The sequence below is a fragment of the Streptomyces sp. NPDC048566 genome (genome assembly GCF_043199735.1).
Classification (GTDB): domain Bacteria; phylum Actinomycetota; class Actinomycetes; order Streptomycetales; family Streptomycetaceae; genus Streptomyces.
Genome location: NZ_JBICWL010000001.1, coordinates 425,267 through 443,283 on the forward strand (window position 1 = coordinate 425,267; position 18,017 = coordinate 443,283).

At 73.6% G+C, this 18,017-nt stretch carries 17 protein-coding genes and 1 tRNA gene; 12 read left to right on the top strand and 6 right to left on the bottom strand.

Going from position 1 to position 18,017, the window contains the following annotated elements:
- Positions 1-93: 93 nt before the first annotated feature.
- Both ACGFS9_RS01870 and ACGFS9_RS01875 read left to right on the top strand, forming a co-directional pair.
- Positions 94-1,371, top strand: coding sequence for a sensor histidine kinase (locus tag ACGFS9_RS01870; protein WP_393249752.1), 1,278 nt, complete (start codon positions 94-96; stop codon positions 1,369-1,371).
- The gene (locus ACGFS9_RS01875) at positions 1,368-2,048 is read left to right on the top strand and encodes a response regulator transcription factor (RefSeq protein ID WP_009340348.1); all 681 of its coding nucleotides are present in this window, start codon (positions 1,368-1,370) and stop codon (positions 2,046-2,048) included. Before ACGFS9_RS01870 ends, ACGFS9_RS01875 begins: the two co-directional genes overlap by 4 nt.
- 167 nt (positions 2,049-2,215) lie before the next feature.
- Here ACGFS9_RS01875 and ACGFS9_RS01880 read toward each other — a convergent pair whose 3' ends face one another.
- Positions 2,216-2,872 (bottom strand): DUF461 domain-containing protein, encoded by a 657-nt coding sequence (locus ACGFS9_RS01880; protein WP_393249754.1) that lies wholly within the window; start codon positions 2,870-2,872, stop codon positions 2,216-2,218.
- A 724-nt stretch (positions 2,873-3,596) separates the two neighbouring features.
- On the opposite strand from ACGFS9_RS01880, the gene ACGFS9_RS01885 reads away from it, so the two are divergent.
- From ACGFS9_RS01885 to rlmB, 5 genes are all read left to right on the top strand, one after another.
- A complete protein-coding gene (locus tag ACGFS9_RS01885) occupies positions 3,597-4,079 on the top strand; it encodes a CarD family transcriptional regulator (protein ID WP_003953493.1) in 483 nt (160 codons plus the stop codon).
- Positions 4,080-4,420: 341 nt separating this feature from the next.
- A complete protein-coding gene (gene ispD, locus ACGFS9_RS01890) occupies positions 4,421-5,173 on the top strand; it encodes a 2-C-methyl-D-erythritol 4-phosphate cytidylyltransferase (protein ID WP_393249756.1) in 753 nt (250 codons plus the stop codon).
- On the top strand, positions 5,163-5,684 hold the full coding sequence (gene ispF, locus ACGFS9_RS01895) for a 2-C-methyl-D-erythritol 2,4-cyclodiphosphate synthase (protein ID WP_393249758.1): 522 nt from the start codon (positions 5,163-5,165) through the stop codon (positions 5,682-5,684). Before ispD ends, ispF begins: the two co-directional genes overlap by 11 nt.
- A gap of 299 nt (positions 5,685-5,983) precedes the next feature.
- Entirely contained in the window at positions 5,984-7,384 is a 1,401-nt protein-coding gene (cysS, locus tag ACGFS9_RS01900; RefSeq protein WP_393249760.1) for a cysteine--tRNA ligase, read from the top strand.
- Between the two features lie 141 nt (positions 7,385-7,525).
- On the top strand, positions 7,526-8,467 hold the full coding sequence (gene rlmB / locus ACGFS9_RS01905; protein ID WP_393249762.1) for a 23S rRNA (guanosine(2251)-2'-O)-methyltransferase RlmB: 942 nt from the start codon (positions 7,526-7,528) through the stop codon (positions 8,465-8,467).
- 113 nt (positions 8,468-8,580) lie between these two features.
- On the opposite strand, the gene ACGFS9_RS01910 is transcribed toward rlmB, so the two are convergent.
- The gene (locus ACGFS9_RS01910) at positions 8,581-8,703 is read right to left on the bottom strand and encodes a hypothetical protein (protein WP_393250547.1); all 123 of its coding nucleotides are present in this window, start codon (positions 8,701-8,703) and stop codon (positions 8,581-8,583) included.
- Between ACGFS9_RS01910 and ACGFS9_RS01915 the strand changes: the two genes are divergently transcribed.
- Complete coding sequence (locus tag ACGFS9_RS01915) at positions 8,663-10,234, top strand: DoxX family membrane protein (protein WP_393250495.1); 1,572 nt, start codon at positions 8,663-8,665, stop codon at positions 10,232-10,234. The genes ACGFS9_RS01910 and ACGFS9_RS01915 overlap by 41 nt on opposite strands.
- Before the next feature lie 1,100 nt (positions 10,235-11,334).
- Here ACGFS9_RS01915 and ACGFS9_RS01920 read toward each other — a convergent pair.
- The 3 genes from ACGFS9_RS01920 to ACGFS9_RS01930 all read right to left on the bottom strand — a co-directional run bounded on the left by ACGFS9_RS01920 (position 11,335) and on the right by ACGFS9_RS01930 (position 14,134).
- Positions 11,335-12,066, bottom strand: a complete 732-nt coding sequence (locus tag ACGFS9_RS01920; RefSeq protein ID WP_393249764.1) for an NDP-sugar synthase — start codon at positions 12,064-12,066, stop codon at positions 11,335-11,337.
- Between the two features lie 202 nt (positions 12,067-12,268).
- On the bottom strand, positions 12,269-12,721 hold the full coding sequence (locus tag ACGFS9_RS01925) for a hypothetical protein (RefSeq protein WP_393249766.1): 453 nt from the start codon (positions 12,719-12,721) through the stop codon (positions 12,269-12,271).
- A 276-nt stretch (positions 12,722-12,997) separates the two neighbouring features.
- Positions 12,998-14,134: an ABC transporter ATP-binding protein gene (locus ACGFS9_RS01930; RefSeq protein WP_393249768.1), complete on the bottom strand. Its 1,137-nt coding sequence runs from the start codon at positions 14,132-14,134 to the stop codon at positions 12,998-13,000.
- A gap of 241 nt (positions 14,135-14,375) precedes the next feature.
- Between ACGFS9_RS01930 and ACGFS9_RS01935 the strand changes: the two genes are divergently transcribed.
- Positions 14,376-14,449, top strand: a tRNA-Thr gene (locus tag ACGFS9_RS01935).
- 87 nt (positions 14,450-14,536) lie between these two features.
- Here the strand turns inward: ACGFS9_RS01935 and ACGFS9_RS01940 are convergent.
- Entirely contained in the window at positions 14,537-15,139 is a 603-nt protein-coding gene (locus ACGFS9_RS01940) for a hypothetical protein (RefSeq protein ID WP_393249770.1), read from the bottom strand.
- Between the two features lie 260 nt (positions 15,140-15,399).
- Here ACGFS9_RS01940 and ACGFS9_RS01945 point away from each other — a divergent pair, with 260 nt between their 5' ends.
- The 3 genes from ACGFS9_RS01945 (at position 15,400) to ACGFS9_RS01955 (ending at position 17,999) form a co-directional block, all read left to right on the top strand.
- Positions 15,400-16,179 (top strand): response regulator transcription factor, encoded by a 780-nt coding sequence (locus tag ACGFS9_RS01945; protein WP_393249772.1) that lies wholly within the window; start codon positions 15,400-15,402, stop codon positions 16,177-16,179.
- Positions 16,176-17,606 (top strand): ATP-binding protein, encoded by a 1,431-nt coding sequence (locus ACGFS9_RS01950; protein WP_393249774.1) that lies wholly within the window; start codon positions 16,176-16,178, stop codon positions 17,604-17,606. The genes ACGFS9_RS01945 and ACGFS9_RS01950 overlap by 4 nt, the downstream gene beginning before the upstream one ends.
- 93 nt (positions 17,607-17,699) lie before the next feature.
- Positions 17,700-17,999 (top strand): hypothetical protein, encoded by a 300-nt coding sequence (locus ACGFS9_RS01955; RefSeq protein WP_393249776.1) that lies wholly within the window; start codon positions 17,700-17,702, stop codon positions 17,997-17,999.
- Positions 18,000-18,017: the final 18 nt, after the last annotated feature.

The following is an 18,017-nucleotide window of genomic DNA, read 5'->3' on the forward strand; positions in this document are numbered from 1 at the left end:
CTCCTGGCTCCAGGGTGAACTCTGGGCGACGAGTGTTCGAGCTCGCACACGGATGGCTGTGGCCAGGAGCGACGGCGTGCCTAACCTTGATGCATGGACGTGAACGCGGCGGTCGCCGCAGCGGCAGCGATCGCCGGAGTGCTCACCGGTGTCATCGCCATGCTGGCGTTCCGCTGGAGCGAGCGCGACCAGAACCGCCCCACCCGCACCTCCCTGCACACCGACCCGGTGCTTCCGCCGGGCGTCGACACGGTGCTCTCGGTGCTCAGGTCGTCGGCGGTCGTACTCGACGAGGCGGACGCCGTGGTCAAGGCCAGTTCGGCGGCGTACGCGCTCGGACTGGTACGCGGCGGCAAACTCGCCGTCGAACCGATGCTCCACATGGCGCGGGACACCCGGCGCGACGGGGAGATACGCCAGGTCGAACTGGATCTCCCGCGGCGGGGGACCGGCCGGGGCGACGCCCTCGCGGTCTCCGCGCGGGTGGCCCCCCTCGGCTCCCGCCTGGTGCTCCTGCTGGTGGAGGACCTGACGGAGGCCCGGCGCATCGAGGCCGTGCGCCGTGACTTCGTGGCGAACGTCAGCCACGAGCTCAAGACCCCGGTCGGGGCCCTCTCGCTGCTCTCCGAGGCCGTCATGGACGCCTCGGACGACCCGGAGGCCGTGGAGCGCTTCGCCGGCCGCATGCAGATAGAGGCCACCCGGCTCACCAACCTCGTGCAGGAGCTCATCGACCTGTCGCGGGTGCAGAACGACGATCCGCTGGAGGACGCCGAGCCGGTCCGGGTGGACGAACTGGTCGCCGAGGCGATCGACCGCTGCCGGCACCAGGCCGGCGCCAAGCAGATCACCATGGCCGCCGGCGGCACCGCCGACCTCAGCATCTGGGGCAACCGCGGCCAGCTCGCCGCCGCCCTGGGCAACCTCGTGGAGAACGCGGTCAACTACTCGCCCGCCCGCACCCGCGTCGGCATAGCCGCCCGCCGGGTGACCGCGCCCGGCGGGGAGCACGTGGAGATCGCCGTGACGGACCAGGGCATCGGCATCTCGGAGAAGGACAAGGAGCGCGTCTTCGAGCGCTTCTACCGCGTCGATCCCGCCCGCTCCCGCGCCACCGGTGGCACGGGCCTCGGGCTGGCCATCGTCAAGCACGTGGCCGCCTCGCACGGCGGGGAGGTCACGGTGTGGAGCACCGAGGGTCAGGGCTCCACGTTCACCCTGCGGCTGCCGGAGGCGAACGCGGCCCGCGACCGCGCGAACGATCACCCCATGCCCGGCCTCGACGAAGAGGACGAGACCGGACAGCCCGACGGGACGACCACCGTCACTTCCCCGTACGAACCGCTTCCTGCCCCGGAGGTCCTTCCGTGACCCGTGTGCTCGTCGTCGAGGACGAGGAGTCCTTCTCCGACGCCCTGTCGTACATGCTCCGCAAGGAGGGCTTCGAGGTCGCCATCGCGACCACCGGGCCCGACGGACTCGACGAGTTCGAGCGCAACGGCGCCGACCTCGTTCTCCTCGACCTGATGCTGCCGGGCCTGCCCGGCACCGAGGTGTGCCGCCAGCTGCGCGGCCGCTCCAACGTCCCGGTGATCATGGTGACCGCCAAGGACAGCGAGATCGACAAGGTCGTGGGTCTCGAAATAGGAGCCGACGACTACGTCACCAAGCCGTTCTCCTCGCGGGAGCTGGTCGCCCGCATCCGGGCCGTCCTGCGCCGCCGCGGCGAGCCCGAGGAGGTCACCCCGGCCGCCCTGGAGGCCGGTCCCGTGCGCATGGACGTCGACCGTCACGTGGTCACCGTCTCCGGCTCCAAGGTCGACCTGCCGCTGAAGGAGTTCGACCTGCTGGAGATGCTGCTGCGCAACGCCGGCCGGGTGCTGACCCGGATGCAGCTCATCGACCGGGTCTGGGGGGCCGACTACGTCGGTGACACCAAGACGCTCGACGTCCACGTGAAGCGCCTGCGCGCGAAGATCGAGCCGGACCCCGGAGCGCCCCGCTACCTGGTCACGGTGCGCGGTCTCGGCTACAAGTTCGAGCCGTAGGCCGGCCGGGCAGGGACCGCCGGACGGGAGAAGGGCGGGACCCGAGGGGGTCCCGCCCTTCTCCGCTCACGGGTACGGTCCGGTGCCCGCGACCGCCCGCGACCGCCCGCGAGCGACGCGCACCGTGCGGGCCGCCCGGCGTGCGGGTCACCCGGTCCCGCGGACGGTCACTGCCCCGCCGACGCCGAGGAGGTGGCCGTGGCGGACGCCGACGCACCGTCGGCGGGCTGGTCCGACGCGGACGCCGACGGGGAGCCCGTGGCGGAGTCGGACGGCGAGGCGGAGGACTCCGCCGACGCGCCGGGCGCCGCGGGCATGTCGCTCGGGCCCCACTTGGTGAAGTAGCTCTCGGCCGGGACGACGAAGGCGCGCAGGCTCACGTCGCCCGTCGTGCTGAAGCCGAAGGTGACCTTCTGGGCGCTGCCGTTCAGGATGTCGCCGGGGTTGGCCAGCGCCGCGGAGGCGTTGCCCTTGCCGCCGAGCACGACGGAGCCGCCGGCCGGGACGGTCAGCTTGCCCTTGCCGCCGGCGGGCGTGATCTGGGCCGTGCCGCCGCCCTCGACCGCGATCGAGTCGAGGGTCTGGGGCTCGCTGCCGCTGTTGAACACGGTCGCGGAGATGACCGCGGGCCCGGTGGCCTTGACGTCGGGCTGGGTGATGACGAGCGCGTTCTGGATCTTGATCTCGCCCACGGAGGTGGCCGCGTTGTCCGGCTTGACCTCCAACGTCTGGGCGTTGCTGCCCGCACCGCACGCGGCGAGCGAGGCGATCGAGAACGCGAGGACGGCGGCGGCGGAGGCGCCGCGTCGAAGGCTGCTGCTCACGGCGGCGGCAACTCCTTGAACGTGGGCGAAGCAGGGCGACTCCTGTGTAAAGCCGCCCTAAGGGTCTGTCAGCGGCCTTAGGTTACCGATCCGTTCCCGGACGACCGCACCCGACCCTCCCCAAGGGCCCGACTTTGCCCCGCCGGGCGGTGCCCGGCCCGGCCGTACGCGGGCCGTACGCGCCCGCGAGACTTCCCTGCGCCGTGTGTGCGCCCCGTTGCCCCGGGTCCCGCCCGAGCCGGGCGTCGGCTACTTTGATCGCGCTCTCGTCCGTCATTCACATAACGTCCATGCGGCGGGCCCCGCGCATTTAGCGGAGGGAATGCCGGGCCGCCCGGAAAAACGATCACGATGCCGGAACTCCGGCCTTCCCGGTCCGATGATCGCGGCATCCCCCGCCGGATCACCGAAGGTCTTGATCAATTCGGGATTCGGCGCGCATGTGACGTCGGACATCGAACGGAGTAGCGGAAGTCGCGCTCCTGAGGCCGGACAAAACGGGATGTTCAGACCCTGGTCGGCGCTCTCGGACGTGTGTAACGTACGCGTTTCACTCCGCCTGGACAGCCGCTCCCACCTGCGCATACCCTCTTCCGCTCGCCCCTCGCAGCACGTTCGTGTCACCGTTGTCAAGCCCCGAGATATGCCCTGACCTGCGAAAACGTCATTCAGAAGACGCCGTATCCGTGTTACTCTGGATAGCCACGGAAGGGGTACCTGTCACATGACGTTCAAGGTTGGCGACACCGTGGTCTATCCCCATCACGGGGCCGCGCTGATCGAGGCCATCGAAACTCGTCAGATCAAAGGCGTGGACAAGACCTACTTGGTGCTGAAGGTCGCCCAGGGCGACCTGACGGTACGTGTGCCAGCGGACAATGCGGAGTTCGTCGGCGTGCGTGATGTGGTCGGTCAGGACGGGCTGGACCGGGTCTTCGAAGTGCTGCGCGCGCCGTATGCCGAGGAGCCCACGAACTGGTCGCGTCGCTACAAGGCAAATCTGGAGAAGCTCGCCTCCGGCGATGTCATCAAGGTCGCGGAAGTCGTGCGTGACCTGTGGCGTCGTGAGCGCGAGCGCGGTCTGTCCGCCGGCGAGAAGCGCATGCTCGCCAAGGCGCGCCAGATCCTGGTGAGTGAACTCGCCCTCGCGGAGAACACCAACGAGGACAAGGCCGAGGCCCTGCTGGACGAGGTCCTCGCGTCCTGACGCCGGCTCAGTCGCCGAGACGCCCGCCGTCTTGACGCACGCACAAGCCCGCGCAACTGCGCAATGAATGCCGCGGTGCCCGATGACGCCCTTGCTGTCGCCGGGCACTGCGGCATGTCCGTACCCGCGGTCTCCCGCTCCACCGGAACTCACCCGGCATCGGCTTTCCCCCGCTGCACCGGCTTGTCCGATACTCGATGTGCCCGGCAGCCGACTCGACCGGATGTCACGGAAGGGTCCCCGGTCAAGGCGTCGCGCCCGGCACTCCCCCGGCTCGCCGAGCGGGGGTACTCACCAGGCCATACCCATACCGGTCGAGCACACAAACCTGACAGGAACCGATGTCTGACGTTTCGCTCCCCGCGCCGTCGGGGTCCCGTACCGCCGCAGTGATTCCGGCCGCCGGACGCGGTGTACGCCTTGGTCCGGGCGCCCCGAAGGCGCTGCGCGCGCTCAACGGAACGCCCATGCTCATCCACGCGGCCCGCGCGATGGCCGCCTCCCGCGCGGTCTCCCTGGTCGTCGTCGTGGCGCCGCCCGACGGCGCGGCCGAGGTGAAGTCGCTGCTGGACGCGCACGCACTGCCGGACCGCACCGACTTCCTGGTCGTCCCCGGCGGGGAGAGCCGCCAGGAGTCCGTGCGGTGCGGGCTCGACGCGCTGCCGCCCGGCATCGACATCGTCCTCGTGCACGACGCGGCCCGCCCGCTCGTGCCCGTCGACACCGTCGACGCCGTCATCGAGGCCGTACGGGACGGAGCCCCCGCCGTCGTGCCGGCGCTGCCGCTCGCCGACACCGTCAAGGAGGTCGAGCCCGCCGCCGTCGCCGGGGAACCCGAGCCGGTCACGGCCACCCCCGTCCGCGCACGGCTGCGGGCCGTGCAGACGCCCCAGGGCTTCGACCGCGCGACGCTCGTCCGCGCCCACGAGAGCGTCGGCGACGAGGTGACGGACGACGCGAGCATGGTCGAGCGGCTGGGGCTGCGGGTCGTCGTCGTGCCCGGCCACGAGGAGGCGTTCAAGGTGACCCGCCCGCTGGACCTGGTCCTCGCGGAGGCGGTCCTCGCCCGACGGAGGCTGAACGATGGGTTCTGAGGCACCGAGCGAGCGGGCCGCGGCCCCGGCCCCGGTGCTCCCGCTGGTCGGGATCGGCACCGACATCCACGCCTTCGAGGAGGGCCGCGAACTCTGGTGCGCGGGCCTGCGCTGGGAGGGCGAGGGGCCCGGGCTCGCCGGGCACTCGGACGCCGACGTCGTCGCGCACGCCGCCTGCAACGCGCTGTTCTCCGCGGCCGGCCTCGGCGACCTCGGCGCCCACTTCGGCACCGGACGGCCCGAGTGGTCGGGGGCGTCGGGCGTCGTCCTGCTGACGGAGGCGGCCCGGATCGTCCGCGCGGCCGGCTTCACCGTCGGCAACGTCGCGGTCCAGGTCGTCGGGCCCCGCCCGAAGATCGGCAGGAGACGGGACGAGGCGCAGAAGATCCTCTCCGACGCCGTGGGCGCCCCGGTGTCCGTCTCCGGCGCCACGACCGACGGCCTCGGCTTCCCGGGCCGCGACGAGGGGCTGATGGCGGTCGCCACCGCCCTGGTCGTCCGGACGGCCTGACCTCCGGATCGCCCCCGCCGCCCCCTCCCGGCCCCTGGGGCTCCGAGCGCACCGGCCCGAGCGCACCGGCCCGGGCGGGGCGGCCGGCCCCGCCCGGGAGCGGCGACCGCCGGGGCGGAACCGCTCCCGCGGCCGGCCCCGGCGACGGTGTCCCGCCGGGCTCTCGGGGGGAGTGCGGTGCGGCCCGTGCGGGGTGCGCGGCGCACCCCGCACGGGCGACGGCCCCGGTATGTCACGAATCCGCGCCCTTGCGGGGGAAGGGGCGCGGGGCACTGCCCGGCGCCCACTACCCTGGAGTGGTGACCATTCGCCTGTACGACACCAGCGCCCGGCAGATCCGTGACTTCACCCCGCTCGTGCCGGGTTGCGTCTCGATCTACCTCTGCGGCGCCACCGTGCAGGCCGCACCGCACATCGGGCACATCCGCTCCGGCCTCAACTTCGACATCCTGCGCCGCTGGTTCGCCTACCGCGGCCACGACGTGACGTTCATCAGGAACGTCACGGACATCGACGACAAGATCATCGCCAAGTCGGCCGACCAGGGCCGCCCCTGGTGGTCCATCGGCTACGAGAACGAGCGCGCCTTCACCGACGGCTACGCCGCCCTCGGCTGCCTGCCGCCCACCTACGAGCCGCGCGCGACCGGGCACATCCCCGAGATGATCGAGATGATGCGCGGTCTGATCGAGCGCGGCCACGCGTACGCCGCGGAGGGGAACGTCTACTTCGACGTGCGCTCCTTCCCCGGCTACCTCCAGCTCTCCAACCAGGAGCTCGACCACCTGCTCCAGCCCTCGGGCGAGGGCGAGACCGGCAAGCGGGACCCGCGCGACTTCGCGATGTGGAAGGCCGTGAAGCCCGGCGAGCCGAGCTGGGAGACGCCGTGGGGCAGGGGCCGCCCCGGCTGGCACCTGGAGTGCTCCGCCATGGCCCACAAGTACCTCGGCGGCGCCTTCGACATCCACGGCGGCGGGATCGACCTGATCTTCCCGCACCACGAGAACGAGATCGCCCAGGCCAAGGGCTTCGGCGACGCGTTCGCGGCGTACTGGGTGCACAACGCCTGGGTCACCATGAGCGGCGAGAAGATGTCGAAGTCCCTCGGGAACTCGGTCCTCGTCTCCGAGATGGTCAAGGCGTGGCGCCCCATCGTGCTGCGCTACTACCTCGGCACCCCGCACTACCGCTCGATGATCGAGTACAGCGAGGAGGCCCTGCGCGAGGCCGAGTCGGCGTTCGCGCGCATCGAGGGCTTCGTGCAGCGGGTCGTCGAGAAGGCGGGGGGCGTCGTCGAGCCGTCCGCCGAGGTCCCGCCCGCCTTCGCCGAGGCCATGGACGACGACCTCGGCGTTCCGCAGGCCCTCGCCATCGTGCACACGACCGTCCGCCAGGGGAACTCGGCGCTGGCCGCCGACGACAAGGACGCCGCCGTCGCCCGCCTCGCCGAGGTGCGCGCCATGCTCGGCGTCCTCGGGCTCGACCCGCTCGACCCGCACTGGGCCGGCGAGAGCGACCGCGGCGACGACCTGCACGGCGCGGTCGACACCCTCGTGCGCATGGTGCTCGACCAGCGCGAGGCCGCCCGCACCCGCAAGGACTGGGCCACCGCGGACGCCATCCGCGACCAGCTCAACCAGTCCGGCCTGGTCATCGAGGACAGCCCGCAGGGGACCCGGTGGACGCTCGGTCCCCGCTGAGCACGCGCCGGCCGCGCTGAGCGGCACCCGCTCCGCCGGCCCGGCCGGCCACCCTCGACCTTGATCGATTGTGCCGCCCGGGCCTCCGGGCGGCACACTGCATAGACGTACACACGCACGCCTCACACAGACAGGTAGGTCATGGCCGCTAACAACCGCCGCATGTCCGGCAAGAAGGGCGCGCAGGTCGGCAGTGGCGGCCAGCGGCGCCGGGGCCTGGAAGGCAAGGGCCCCACCCCGCCCGCGGAGATGCGCAAGGGCCACAAGAAGAACCGCGTCGCCAACGCCAAGGCCAAGCAGCTCGTCCGCAAGCCGGCCCCCCGGGGCCGCGGCGGCAAGAGCTCCTCCGAGATGGTCGTCGGGCGCAACTCCGTCGTCGAGGCACTGCGCGAGGGCGTCCCCGCCTCGATGCTCTACGTCCAGCAGTTCATCGACAACGACGAGCGCGTCCGCGAGGCGCTCCAGCTGGCGGGCGAGCGCGGCGGCATCCACCTGATGGAGGCCCCGCGGCCCGAGCTGGACCGCATGACCAACGGACTCAACCACCAGGGTCTCGTCCTCCAGGTCCCGCCGTACGAGTACGCGCACCCCGAGGACCTCGCCGCCGCCGCGTACGACGAGGGCCAGGACCCGCTGATCGTCGCCCTCGACGGGGTGACCGACCCGCGCAACCTGGGCGCCGTCGTCCGTTCCGCCTCCGCGTTCGGCGGCCACGGCGTCGTCGTGCCCGAGCGGCGCGCGGCCGGCATGACCGCCGGTGCCTGGAAGACGTCCGCCGGTGCCGCCGCCCGCACGCCCGTCGCCCGCGCCGCCAACCTGACGCGCGCCCTGGAGTCGTACAAGAAGGCCGGGCTCGTCGTCGTCGGGCTCGCCGCGGACGGCGAAGTCGAGGTCGGGGACCTGGAGGCGCTCGGCGGACCCGTCGTCATCGTCGTCGGCAGCGAGGGCAAGGGGCTGTCCCGACTGGTCGGCGAGACCTGCGACTTCCGGGTGCGCATCCCGATGCCCGGCGGCGGCGAGTCGCTGAACGCCGGCGTCGCGGCGGGCGTCGTGCTGTACGAGGCATCCCGGCGGCGCGCCTGAACAAACGTCCCGGGGGTCACCCTCCCGGGACGACCCGGAGGTTCGGGACGACCTTGACGCGGTCCGGACAGATCGGCGCGGTCAAAGCAGTGTCCTAAACACACGTCACTCGGTTAGATGAGTGTGGACACCAGAACACCCCGCACACCCACGGGGGACCGCTCGTCGGGATTCGACGACGCTCCCGCGCTGAGCATGGTGAAGGTGCCGAGCGATCCGGCGCAGGTCATCGTCAATCATGCGAGCTTCCGCGTTCAGCTAGGTGCCGCGTCTCGGGGGCAATCCGCGCGCGTCGCACGGCACTTGAGCTCCGATGCCACCGCGCGGTTCCCCGCCGCCGGTTCGCCGGGCAGAGCGGGCGGGGCCGGCCCCGCCGCCCGCCGCCGCGCCCCCGTCGTCTGGAGCGGGAAGTCCGCGCCGGACGACACCGGCGCGCACCGGCTGCTCCAGGCCGTACGGAGCGCGGGCGTCGGCCACGGCGCCGCGCCGACCGCCGACGCCGGTGCGACCCAGGTCATCCCGCGCATCGGCGAACAGCCGGGCTACGCGGGCGACCTGACCGTCGAGACCGTCGAGACGCCCCTCGTCGGCAGCCAGCGCGCCCCCGTCGGCGAGGAGCAGCGGCTGCTCCCGCAGATGCGCACCGTGACCGGCGCCTACGACGAACCCGCCTTCACGGACACCGACTTCGAGGACGACGACCTCGACGGCACGGGGACCGGCACCCCCGTCCGGCGCGGCGAGTCCGATCCGGCCCGTCACGCCTACCATCCCAACCGCCGGATGAACCTCGGCGTCGTGCTGCTCCCGCTGCGCGTCTTCCTCGGCTTCATCTCCGTCTACGCCGGCATGGGCAAGCTCTGCGACCCGGTGTACTTCGACGGCGGCAAACGCGGCTCCATGGTGAAGTGGCTGAACACGCTGCACCCGTGGGAAGTCGCCGAGCCGCTGCGGCAGTTCGCCCTCCAGCACCCCGTGGGCTCCGGCCTCGTCATCGCCTTCTTCCAGGTCATCGTCGGCGTCCTCACGATCCTCGGGCTCTGGCAGCGGGTGGCCGCCGTCGTGGGCGCCGCGCTGTCGGCCGCGCTCATCGTCACGGTCAGCTGGAAGACGGTCCCCGCCTACGACGCGCCCGACATCATCTACCTCGCCGCCTGGTCCCCGCTGATCATCGCGGGCGCCCCCGTCTACTCCGTCGACGGCCGCCTGGCCGGCGAGGCGTGGCGGACGCTCGGACCGCGCGCGGACATCTGGGACCTGCGCGGCAGGGTGCTGCGCCGCGGCGCGCTGGCCACCGCCATCGTCATCGGCATCACCCTGCTGGTGGGATCGCTGCTCGGCGGCGCCGTCCGCGACTCCGACCGCGTCGTCGTCCCCGGTCCCGGCGAGGCCCCGCGCAACGAACTGCCCGGCTCCCCGCTCCCCGAGACGCCCGGCAAGCGACAGCAGAAGGCCAGCCCGTCGGCCTCCGAGTCGCCCACGCAGCGCAGTTCCTCGACGCCCTCGCAGCCGGCGACGACGCCCGGCGCGACCCGGGACTCCGGAGCGACGGCCGGCACCGCGCAGCAGCCCAGCCAGACCCAGGGCAGCGGCCAGGCGCCGCCGCAGCAGTCCTCGCCCGCGAACCAGGCACCGAGCACCAGCACGGCGGGCCCGACCAGCAGCGGAGGCACGGCGACCGGCGGCACCGGTTCCTCGGGCGGCGCCCCGCCCGGCGACACCTCCTCCACCGGCCAGCCGGGCCTGGTGGGCGGCCTGCTGGGCTGACCCCATCCTCCCCGCCGCGCGCGGCGGGGAGGCCGGCACCGGCACCGGCAGCGGCTCCGGCACCCGCAGCGGCTCCGGCAGCGGCGCCGGCTCCGGCAGCGGCACCGGCAGCGGCTCCGGCACCCGCAGCGGCTCCGGCAGCGGTTCCGGCTCCTGCTCCTGCTCCGGCAGCGGCAGCGGCAGCGGCACCGGCACCGGCACCAGCTCCGGCTCCGGACAGGCGACAGGGCAGGGCCCCGCACCAGACGCGTGCGGGGCCCTGCCTGTCGGGACGGCGTGCAGCGCGCCGGAGGCGGCGGCGACGGCCGACGGGGCCGTCTCCCGGCGGCCCGGGCCGGCGTACGGGCGGACCAGGCCGCGTACGGGCGAACCGGGCTGGCGTACGGGCGAACCGGGTCGGCGTACGGGCGGACCAGGCCGCGTACGGGCGAACCGGGTCGGCGTACGGGCGGACCAGGCCGCGTACGGGCGAACCGGGCCGGCGTACGGGCGGACCAGGCCGCGTACGGGAGTTCAGCGGCCCCCGGTGCCCTCTCCGTGGGCCCCCGTGGCCACTCGTGGCGCTCAGCGGCTCTCCGGCGGGCCCGGGCGGGCAGAGCCGGACGGCGTCGGCAGGACGGGCGCCCAGCGGCTGCGGGGAGGCTCGCGATCGACCGGGTGGCCGGGCGGCCGATCAACCGGGCGGCTGGGCCACCAGGGCACCGGACAGGGCCACCGAGGGGGGCCGGGCGGTCGGGCGGTCGGGCGACCGAGGGGACGGCCGGGTGATCGGGTCATCGAGCGGCTGAGGGCCAGGCCGCTGAGGGGCCGGGCGACGGTGCGCCGTGCCACCGGGCTGCCGTGCCGCCGGGCTGCATGGCGACCGGGCCACTGTGTCACCGGGCCGCCGTGCCCCTCGGGCTGCTGTGTCGCCGTGTCACGAGGGCACCGGGCCACCGGGCTGCTGAGCCGCCGGGCCGTCGGGCCGCCGTGCCCCTCGGGCTGCTGTGTCGCCGTGTCACCAGGCCACCGGGCCGCCGTGCTGCTGTGTGACCGGGCCACCGGGCTGCTGTGCCGCCGTGCCGCTCGGGCCGCCGGGTCACTCGGGCGGGGCTGGGTGCTCAACGGCCCAGGGCCGCAAGCTCCTTCGCCGCCTCCGTGAGGTCCTTGGCCGTGTCGATGGCACGCCAGTAGGCGCCCTGCGGGATCGGGAACCCGGCCAGTCGCCTCTCGCGGGCGAGACGGGGGAACGTGGTCCGCTCGTGGTCGCCGCGCTCGGGGAGCATCCCGGTGAACTCGGGCGAGAAGACGTACACGCCGGCGTTGATCTCGAACGTCGAGGGCGGCGCCTCGATGAAGTCCGTGATGTGCCCGAAGCCGTCGGTCCGGACGGCGCCCCAGGGAATGCGCGGGCGGGCCAGCGCCAGGGTCGCGAGCGCGTCGCGCTCGGCGTGGAAGTCGGCCATGTCGCGCAGCGAGAAGCGGGTCCAGATGTCACCGTTCGTCGCGTACCAGGGGCGATCCGGGTGCGGGAGGTGGGCCGCGGCGTACCGGAGGCCGCCGCCGCGCCCGAGGGGCTCCGTCTCGACCACCGTCGTGACCTCGACCGGGAGTTCCGTCGAGTCCAGCCATGTCTGCAGCACCCCGGCGAGGTGGCCGCAGGAGACGACGACGTCGGTGACGCCCTCCTCGGCGAGCCAGGTCAGCTGGTGCCCGATGATCGGCGTGCCCGTTCCGGGGATCTCGACCATGGGCTTCGGCCGGTCGTCGGTGTAGGGGCGCAGCCGGGAGCCCTGGCCGCCGGCCAGGACGACGGCTTGAACGGGGCGCGACGCGGCGTTCGGATCGGTCATGGCCGAACTGTACGCGGCGGTGTGCGCGCCGCCTTCGACGGATCGGCGGGCGCGGGCGGGGTGCCGTGGGCGCGAGCCCCGTGCGGCGTGCCCGGGGCGACCGGACCGGCATGGGGCCGGCCGCGGGTGCCGTGCCCCTCGGAGGGCGCTCGGTGGCCTCCGAGGGGCACGGCACCGCCCCCGGGGGTGGGGGCGGGTGACCTCAGAAACGGGTGGTCGCGACCCCCGAGGCGAACGACGTGTCGCACACCGGGCGCGCGAACGACTGGGCCCGGGTGGGTCCGTAGGCGCGGACGGCGGCCCGGCCCAGGGCGCGGGCGATGGAGACGCAGTGCTTCGCGAGCGAGGGACGTCCGTTCACCGCCTGCTGGAGATGGGTCAGGGCGACACCGGGGTTCTTCTCCTGGAGCTCCAGGAGGAGTTTGTCGCGCAGGACGTCCTGCGGGGCCGTGCGGGAGACGGCTCGCGAGGAGACGTCCTCGGAGGACGCGGTGAGCACCGAGTTCGAGGGATTCCCCGACCAGTTGACTCGGGTGACCGCGAGAGTCCCGGAGAGCACCAGGACGACAGGCAGGACGAGGGCGAGGGTGCGGCCGATCCGGCGGGCGGGGCCACGGCCACGCCGGGTCGATGGGTTCGTGGTGGAGTGCTTCACGCGAGTGAGGGTAGCGCGGGGTAATGATTTGGCGACATTTAGTCACTGGTTCGGGGGATGGCGAACCGCCGTTTTCGGGGTGCGGTGTTGACGCACAGGTATCGAAATGACCGCTCTGCCGGGGTATTTGTCGACAACGAAGAGGGCCCCGCAGCAGGCTGCGGGGCCCTCTTCGCCAACCTGGGTGAATTCACCCGGTGCGGGGTGCGCGTTCGACCCCCTCGCGGCGGGCCGAGCCGGGCGGCGGCGGCCGGTCCGGCGGGACCGGCCCCCGGGTCAGTCGGTCAGGCGCTCGCCCGTCGAGGTGGAGAACACGTGGATCTCGCCCGCGCGCGGCACGACGTGCACGGTGGCGCCCTTCTCCGGGACGGCGCGACCGCTGACGCGGACGACGAGGTCCTTCAGCTCGTCGCCGACCGTGGCGGAGCCGTAGACGTAACCGTCCGCGCCGAGCTCCTCGACGACGTTCACCGACACGGCCAGGCCGGCCGGGGCGCCCTCGGTGTCCTTCGACAGCGCCGTGGCGGCCTCGCCGTTGTGCTCGACGACGTCGAAGTGCTCCGGGCGGACGCCGACGGTGACCGTGCGGTCGCCCTTGTCGGCGGCGGCCGAGAGGGCCTCGCGGCTGACCGGGACGACGCTGTTGCCGAACTTCACGCCGCCGTCGGTGATCGGGACCTCGACCAGGTTCATGGCCGGGGAGCCGATGAAGCCGGCGACGAAGAGGTTGGCCGGGCGGTCGTACATGTTGCGCGGGGAGTCGACCTGCTGGAGCAGGCCGTCCTTCAGCACGGCCACACGGTCGCCCATGGTCATGGCCTCGACCTGGTCGTGGGTGACGTAGACGGTCGTGATGCCGAGACGGCGCTGGAGCGAGGCGATCTGCGTACGGGTGGAGACGCGGAGCTTGGCGTCGAGGTTCGACAGCGGCTCGTCCATGAGGAAGACCTGGGGCTCGCGCACGATGGCGCGGCCCATGGCGACGCGCTGGCGCTGGCCGCCGGAGAGGGCCTTCGGCTTGCGGCCGAGGTACTCGGTGAGGTCGAGGATCTTCGCCGCGTCCTCGACCTTCTGGCGGATCTCGGCCTTGTTGACGCCGGCGATCTTGAGCGCGAAGCCCATGTTGTCGGCGACGGTCATGTGCGGGTACAGCGCGTAGTTCTGGAACACCATGGCGATGTCCCGGTCCTTGGGCGGCAGGTGCGTGACGTCGCGGTCGCCGATGCGGATGGCTCCGCCGTTCACGTCCTCGAGCCCCGCGAGCATGCGGAGCGAGGTGGACTTGCCGCAGCCGGAGGGACCGACGAGGACGAGGAACTCGCCGTCCGCGATGTCGATCTCCAGAGCGTCGACGGCGGGCTTCTCGGAACCCGGGTAGATCCGGGTCGCCTTGTCGAACGAGACAGTGGCCATGGTGATGGGCCCCCTTCACCGGCAGGAACGTGCCGGACGATCCGTTGTAAAGGTGGTGATCCACGACGAGAGGTCGTCGTGGTGTAGTCCACACGGGTGAACCGTTCCAGGACGCTACCTGTCGTTCACGTGTTCTGTCAGCACTCCGGGACCGGTGAAGTTCGCGGAAACATTCGACAGGGGCTCCTGGCGGGGTGGGTACACTGCTCGGGCACGCGGCCACCGCACGCGCGCGTGCCACGCCTCCTTAGCTCAGCTGGCCAGAGCAACGCACTTGTAATGCGTAGGTCGTCGGTTCGAATCCGACAGGGGGCTCAGCGGAAAGCCCAGCTCAGACCCCGTCTGAGCTGGGCTTTTGTGTTCAGCGGATGCGGCGCCTGGCGCGTGTTCCGGGGGTGGGTGTCAGTCGCCGTCGCCGTCGCGGGTGGCCGTCTTGGAGTAGCCGTCGTGCCAGGCGGCCTTGGCGCCGGAGTCGCCGATCCGGTAGACGTCCACCACCGCGCCGACCGCGACGACGAGCGACAGGGCTATGGCCGCGCCGCGGAACAGGGCGGACGAGGCCCACGCGGCGCCCGTGCCCTGCGTGGTGCGCGTCCCGCCCGTGCCGGTCCCTTCGTCCGTGCCGTCCGTGCCGTCCGTGCCGTCCGTGGTGGTGCCGGTGGCGGTGTGCGCGGTGGCCGGGCGGCGGGCCGCCCACCAGACGAGCGCGGAGACGGCGAACAGACCGAGCGCCCACGGCAGCAGGCCGTCGCCCAGTTCCGCGTGCCTGCGCACCAGCGGATCGCTGTCCACGTGCTGCTCCAGCCACTCGCCGGCGTGGCTGGCCAGCGGCACGCTCGCCAGCGTCACGAGTGCCAGGACCGGCAGCACCAGGCCGAGCCGCCGGGCGCCGGCGGGCCACGCCGCTGACACCACGAGGGCCAGCGCGGTCAGCGGGACGAGCACGATGACGAAGTGGACGAACAGGACATGCGCGGGCAGTCCGTTGACGACGGTCAGGCTCATGAGGGCTCTCTCCATGGGGGGTTGGTCGGAACGCGGCGTGCCAAGAGGCTGGGACCCTCGCACAGCCACCTCTCAGTTGCCTCTGAGTCCCACGCGTTCACCGCTCGGTTCCCGCCGCCGCCGGGACCGTGATCGCGCCGCGGGCGGGGCGTCGGGGCAGGTGGCGGAGGGGGCGGTGCGGTCCGGCCGCGCCGAACGGGCCATGACGGCGGGCCGGCCGGCCGATCCGGCCGGAGCGGGTCAAAACGTATGATGTCGGTGTGCGGGTACTGGTGGTCGAGGACGACCCGGGGATCGCGGCCCCCCTGGTGCGGGGCCTGGAGCGGGCCGGGTACCAGGCGCGCGGCGTGTCCACCGGCCGGGAGGCGCTCGCGGCGGACCCCGAGCCGGACGTGGTGCTCCTGGACCTGGGGCTGCCCGATCTGGACGGCCTCGACGTGTGCCGCCGGATGCGCCGCCGCTCGGCCGCCGCGATCATCGTCGTGACGGCGCGCGGCGAGGAGGCGGACCGGGTCGCGGCGCTCGACGAGGGCGCCGACGACTACCTGGTCAAACCGTTCGGCCTGGCGGAACTGCTCGCGCGCATCCGGGCGGTGCTGCGGCGCGTCCGCCCGGCCGGCTCCGAGGTGCTGCGGCACGGCCCGCTCGCCGTGGACCCGAGGACGCGCAAGGTGACCGTCACGGGCCGCGAAGTCGCCCTCACGCCCAAGGAGTTCGACATCCTGGAGTGCCTGGCCGGCGATCCGGGCCGGGTGGTCACCCGGCAGGAGATCCTCGAACGCGCCTGGGACGCCCACTGGTACGGGCCCACGAAGGTGCTGGACGTGCACATCGCGGCACTGCGCCGGAAACTCGGCGTGGACGGGCTCGTGGAGACCGCGTACGGCCGGGGGTTCCGGCTCGGCGCGGTGGGGGCGGAGCATGAAGGGCTGGAGCAGGAGGGGCCGGAGTCCGGTTCGTCCGGCGAGGAGCGGCGCCCGGACGGGCCCGCGTCGCGCGGCGGCGCACCCGATCCGCCCGGTCACCCCGGTGCGCGATGACCCGGCGTATCGCCCTCGCCGTCCTGTCGCTGATCGTCCTGCTGCTGGTGCTGGCGGTCGTCCCGCTAGGGCTGTCGATGGCGGCCCGTGAGCGGGCCTCGTTCCGGGACGCGACCGACGCCGCTGACCGGACGGTGGCCGCCGCGGCCGAGGAGTACCTGTCGGACCACCGGTCCCCGGCGGCGATGCGCCGCCTCCTGGAACAGGCGGGTCGGGCCGGGGACTGCGCCGCGGTCTTCGACGCGGCGGGCCGGATCGTGGCGGCCACCGGATGCCCGGAACACGCGGCCGGCGGCGACGCGGAGGACACCGGGGACGCCGAGGACGCCGAGGCCGCCGTCGCCTGGGGCGATCTGGCGCGGCGCGTCCTCGCCCACCCGGAGACCGTCGCCCGGGAGCGGGACGACCGGCTGGTCGTCGCGGTGCCCATCGGCGACACCGCGCCGCCGGTCGGGGTGGCGGTGCTGTCCCGGTCGGCGGAGGGCATGGACGACCGGATCACCTCCATGTGGGTCCGGCTCGCGCTGATCGGCGCGGGGGGCCTGGTGGCGGGCGCGCTGGTCGCGGTGGCGCTGGCCCGCTGGGTGGGACGCCCGCTGCGGGCCGTGGACGCCGCGGCGCTGCGGCTCGGCGAGGGCGCGCTGGACGCGCGGGCGCCGGGCGGACGCGGTCCGGCGGAGGTACGCCGGCTCGCCGCGAACTTCAACGCCATGGCGGCCCGGATGGAGACCCTGATCCACGGGCACCGCGCGGTGGTCGCCGACGTCTCGCACCAGTTGCGCACCCCGCTGACGGCGCTGCGGCTGCGGCTCGATCTGCTCGCCGCGGGCACGGGCGCGGACGAGGCCACGGCGGCGGAGTTCGCCGGCGCGCAGGAGGAGATCGCCCGGCTGTCCCGGCTGGTGGACGGCATGCTGGCGGTGGCCCGGGCGGAGGCCGCGACCCCCCGGCCCGTCGCCGTCCGGGTGGACCGGGTGGTGGACGAACGGGTCACGGCCTGGGAGGCGGTGGCGCGCGAGCGGGGGGTGTCCCTGACCGGCCGCTGCGCGTCCGGACTGACCGCCTTCCTCGGCGCCGGAGAACTCGAGCAGATGATCGACAACCTGGTGGCCAACGCCCTGGACGCGGTGGCCGACGGTGCGACCGTCCGGGTCGAGGGCGACGCCGTACGGGACCGGGTGGTGCTGCGGGTGGTGGACGACGGCCCCGGGATGAGCGCGGCGGCACGCGAGGCGGCCTTCCGGCGGTTCGGCAATCCGCACGCCACCGGCAGCGGTCTGGGACTGGCCATCGTGCACCGGCTGGTCACCGCCGCCGGGGGCACGGTCCGGCTGCGGGACACGGCGGGCGGCGGACTGACCGCGGTCCTGGAGCTTCCCGCGCCCCCGGCGGCCCAGGCCCCGCGCGGCGGGGGCGCGGGATCTTAACCGCTTCCGAAGAACTCCTGAACCCGATCCCGACGGGTCACCGGGCAGCCTGGGTGGTGGGACGAACCGACCTCCTGACGAGGGAGTTCCGCCATGCCTTCTCCCGAGCGGCCCACAGCCGACGACCGATCCGTGCGCGACGCCGTGCGCCGCCGCGACCGAGGACTGCGCCGGGTGGGCGTCACCACCCGCTGGGTGGCCGCGGCGGCCGTCGCGGGGACCGCCGTCCTGGGCGCCGGCTACGCGCACACGATCCCCGGTACCGCCCCGCCCGCCGGGACCACCCCGCAGGACGGCGGCACCAGCCCGCGTCCGAGCGGCGGTCTCCAGTCGCCCGGGCAGGCGCCCGCGCCGACGGGGCAGGCCCCGCAGACCCAGTCGGGTGCGTCGTGAGCGCCCGGCCGGGGCACC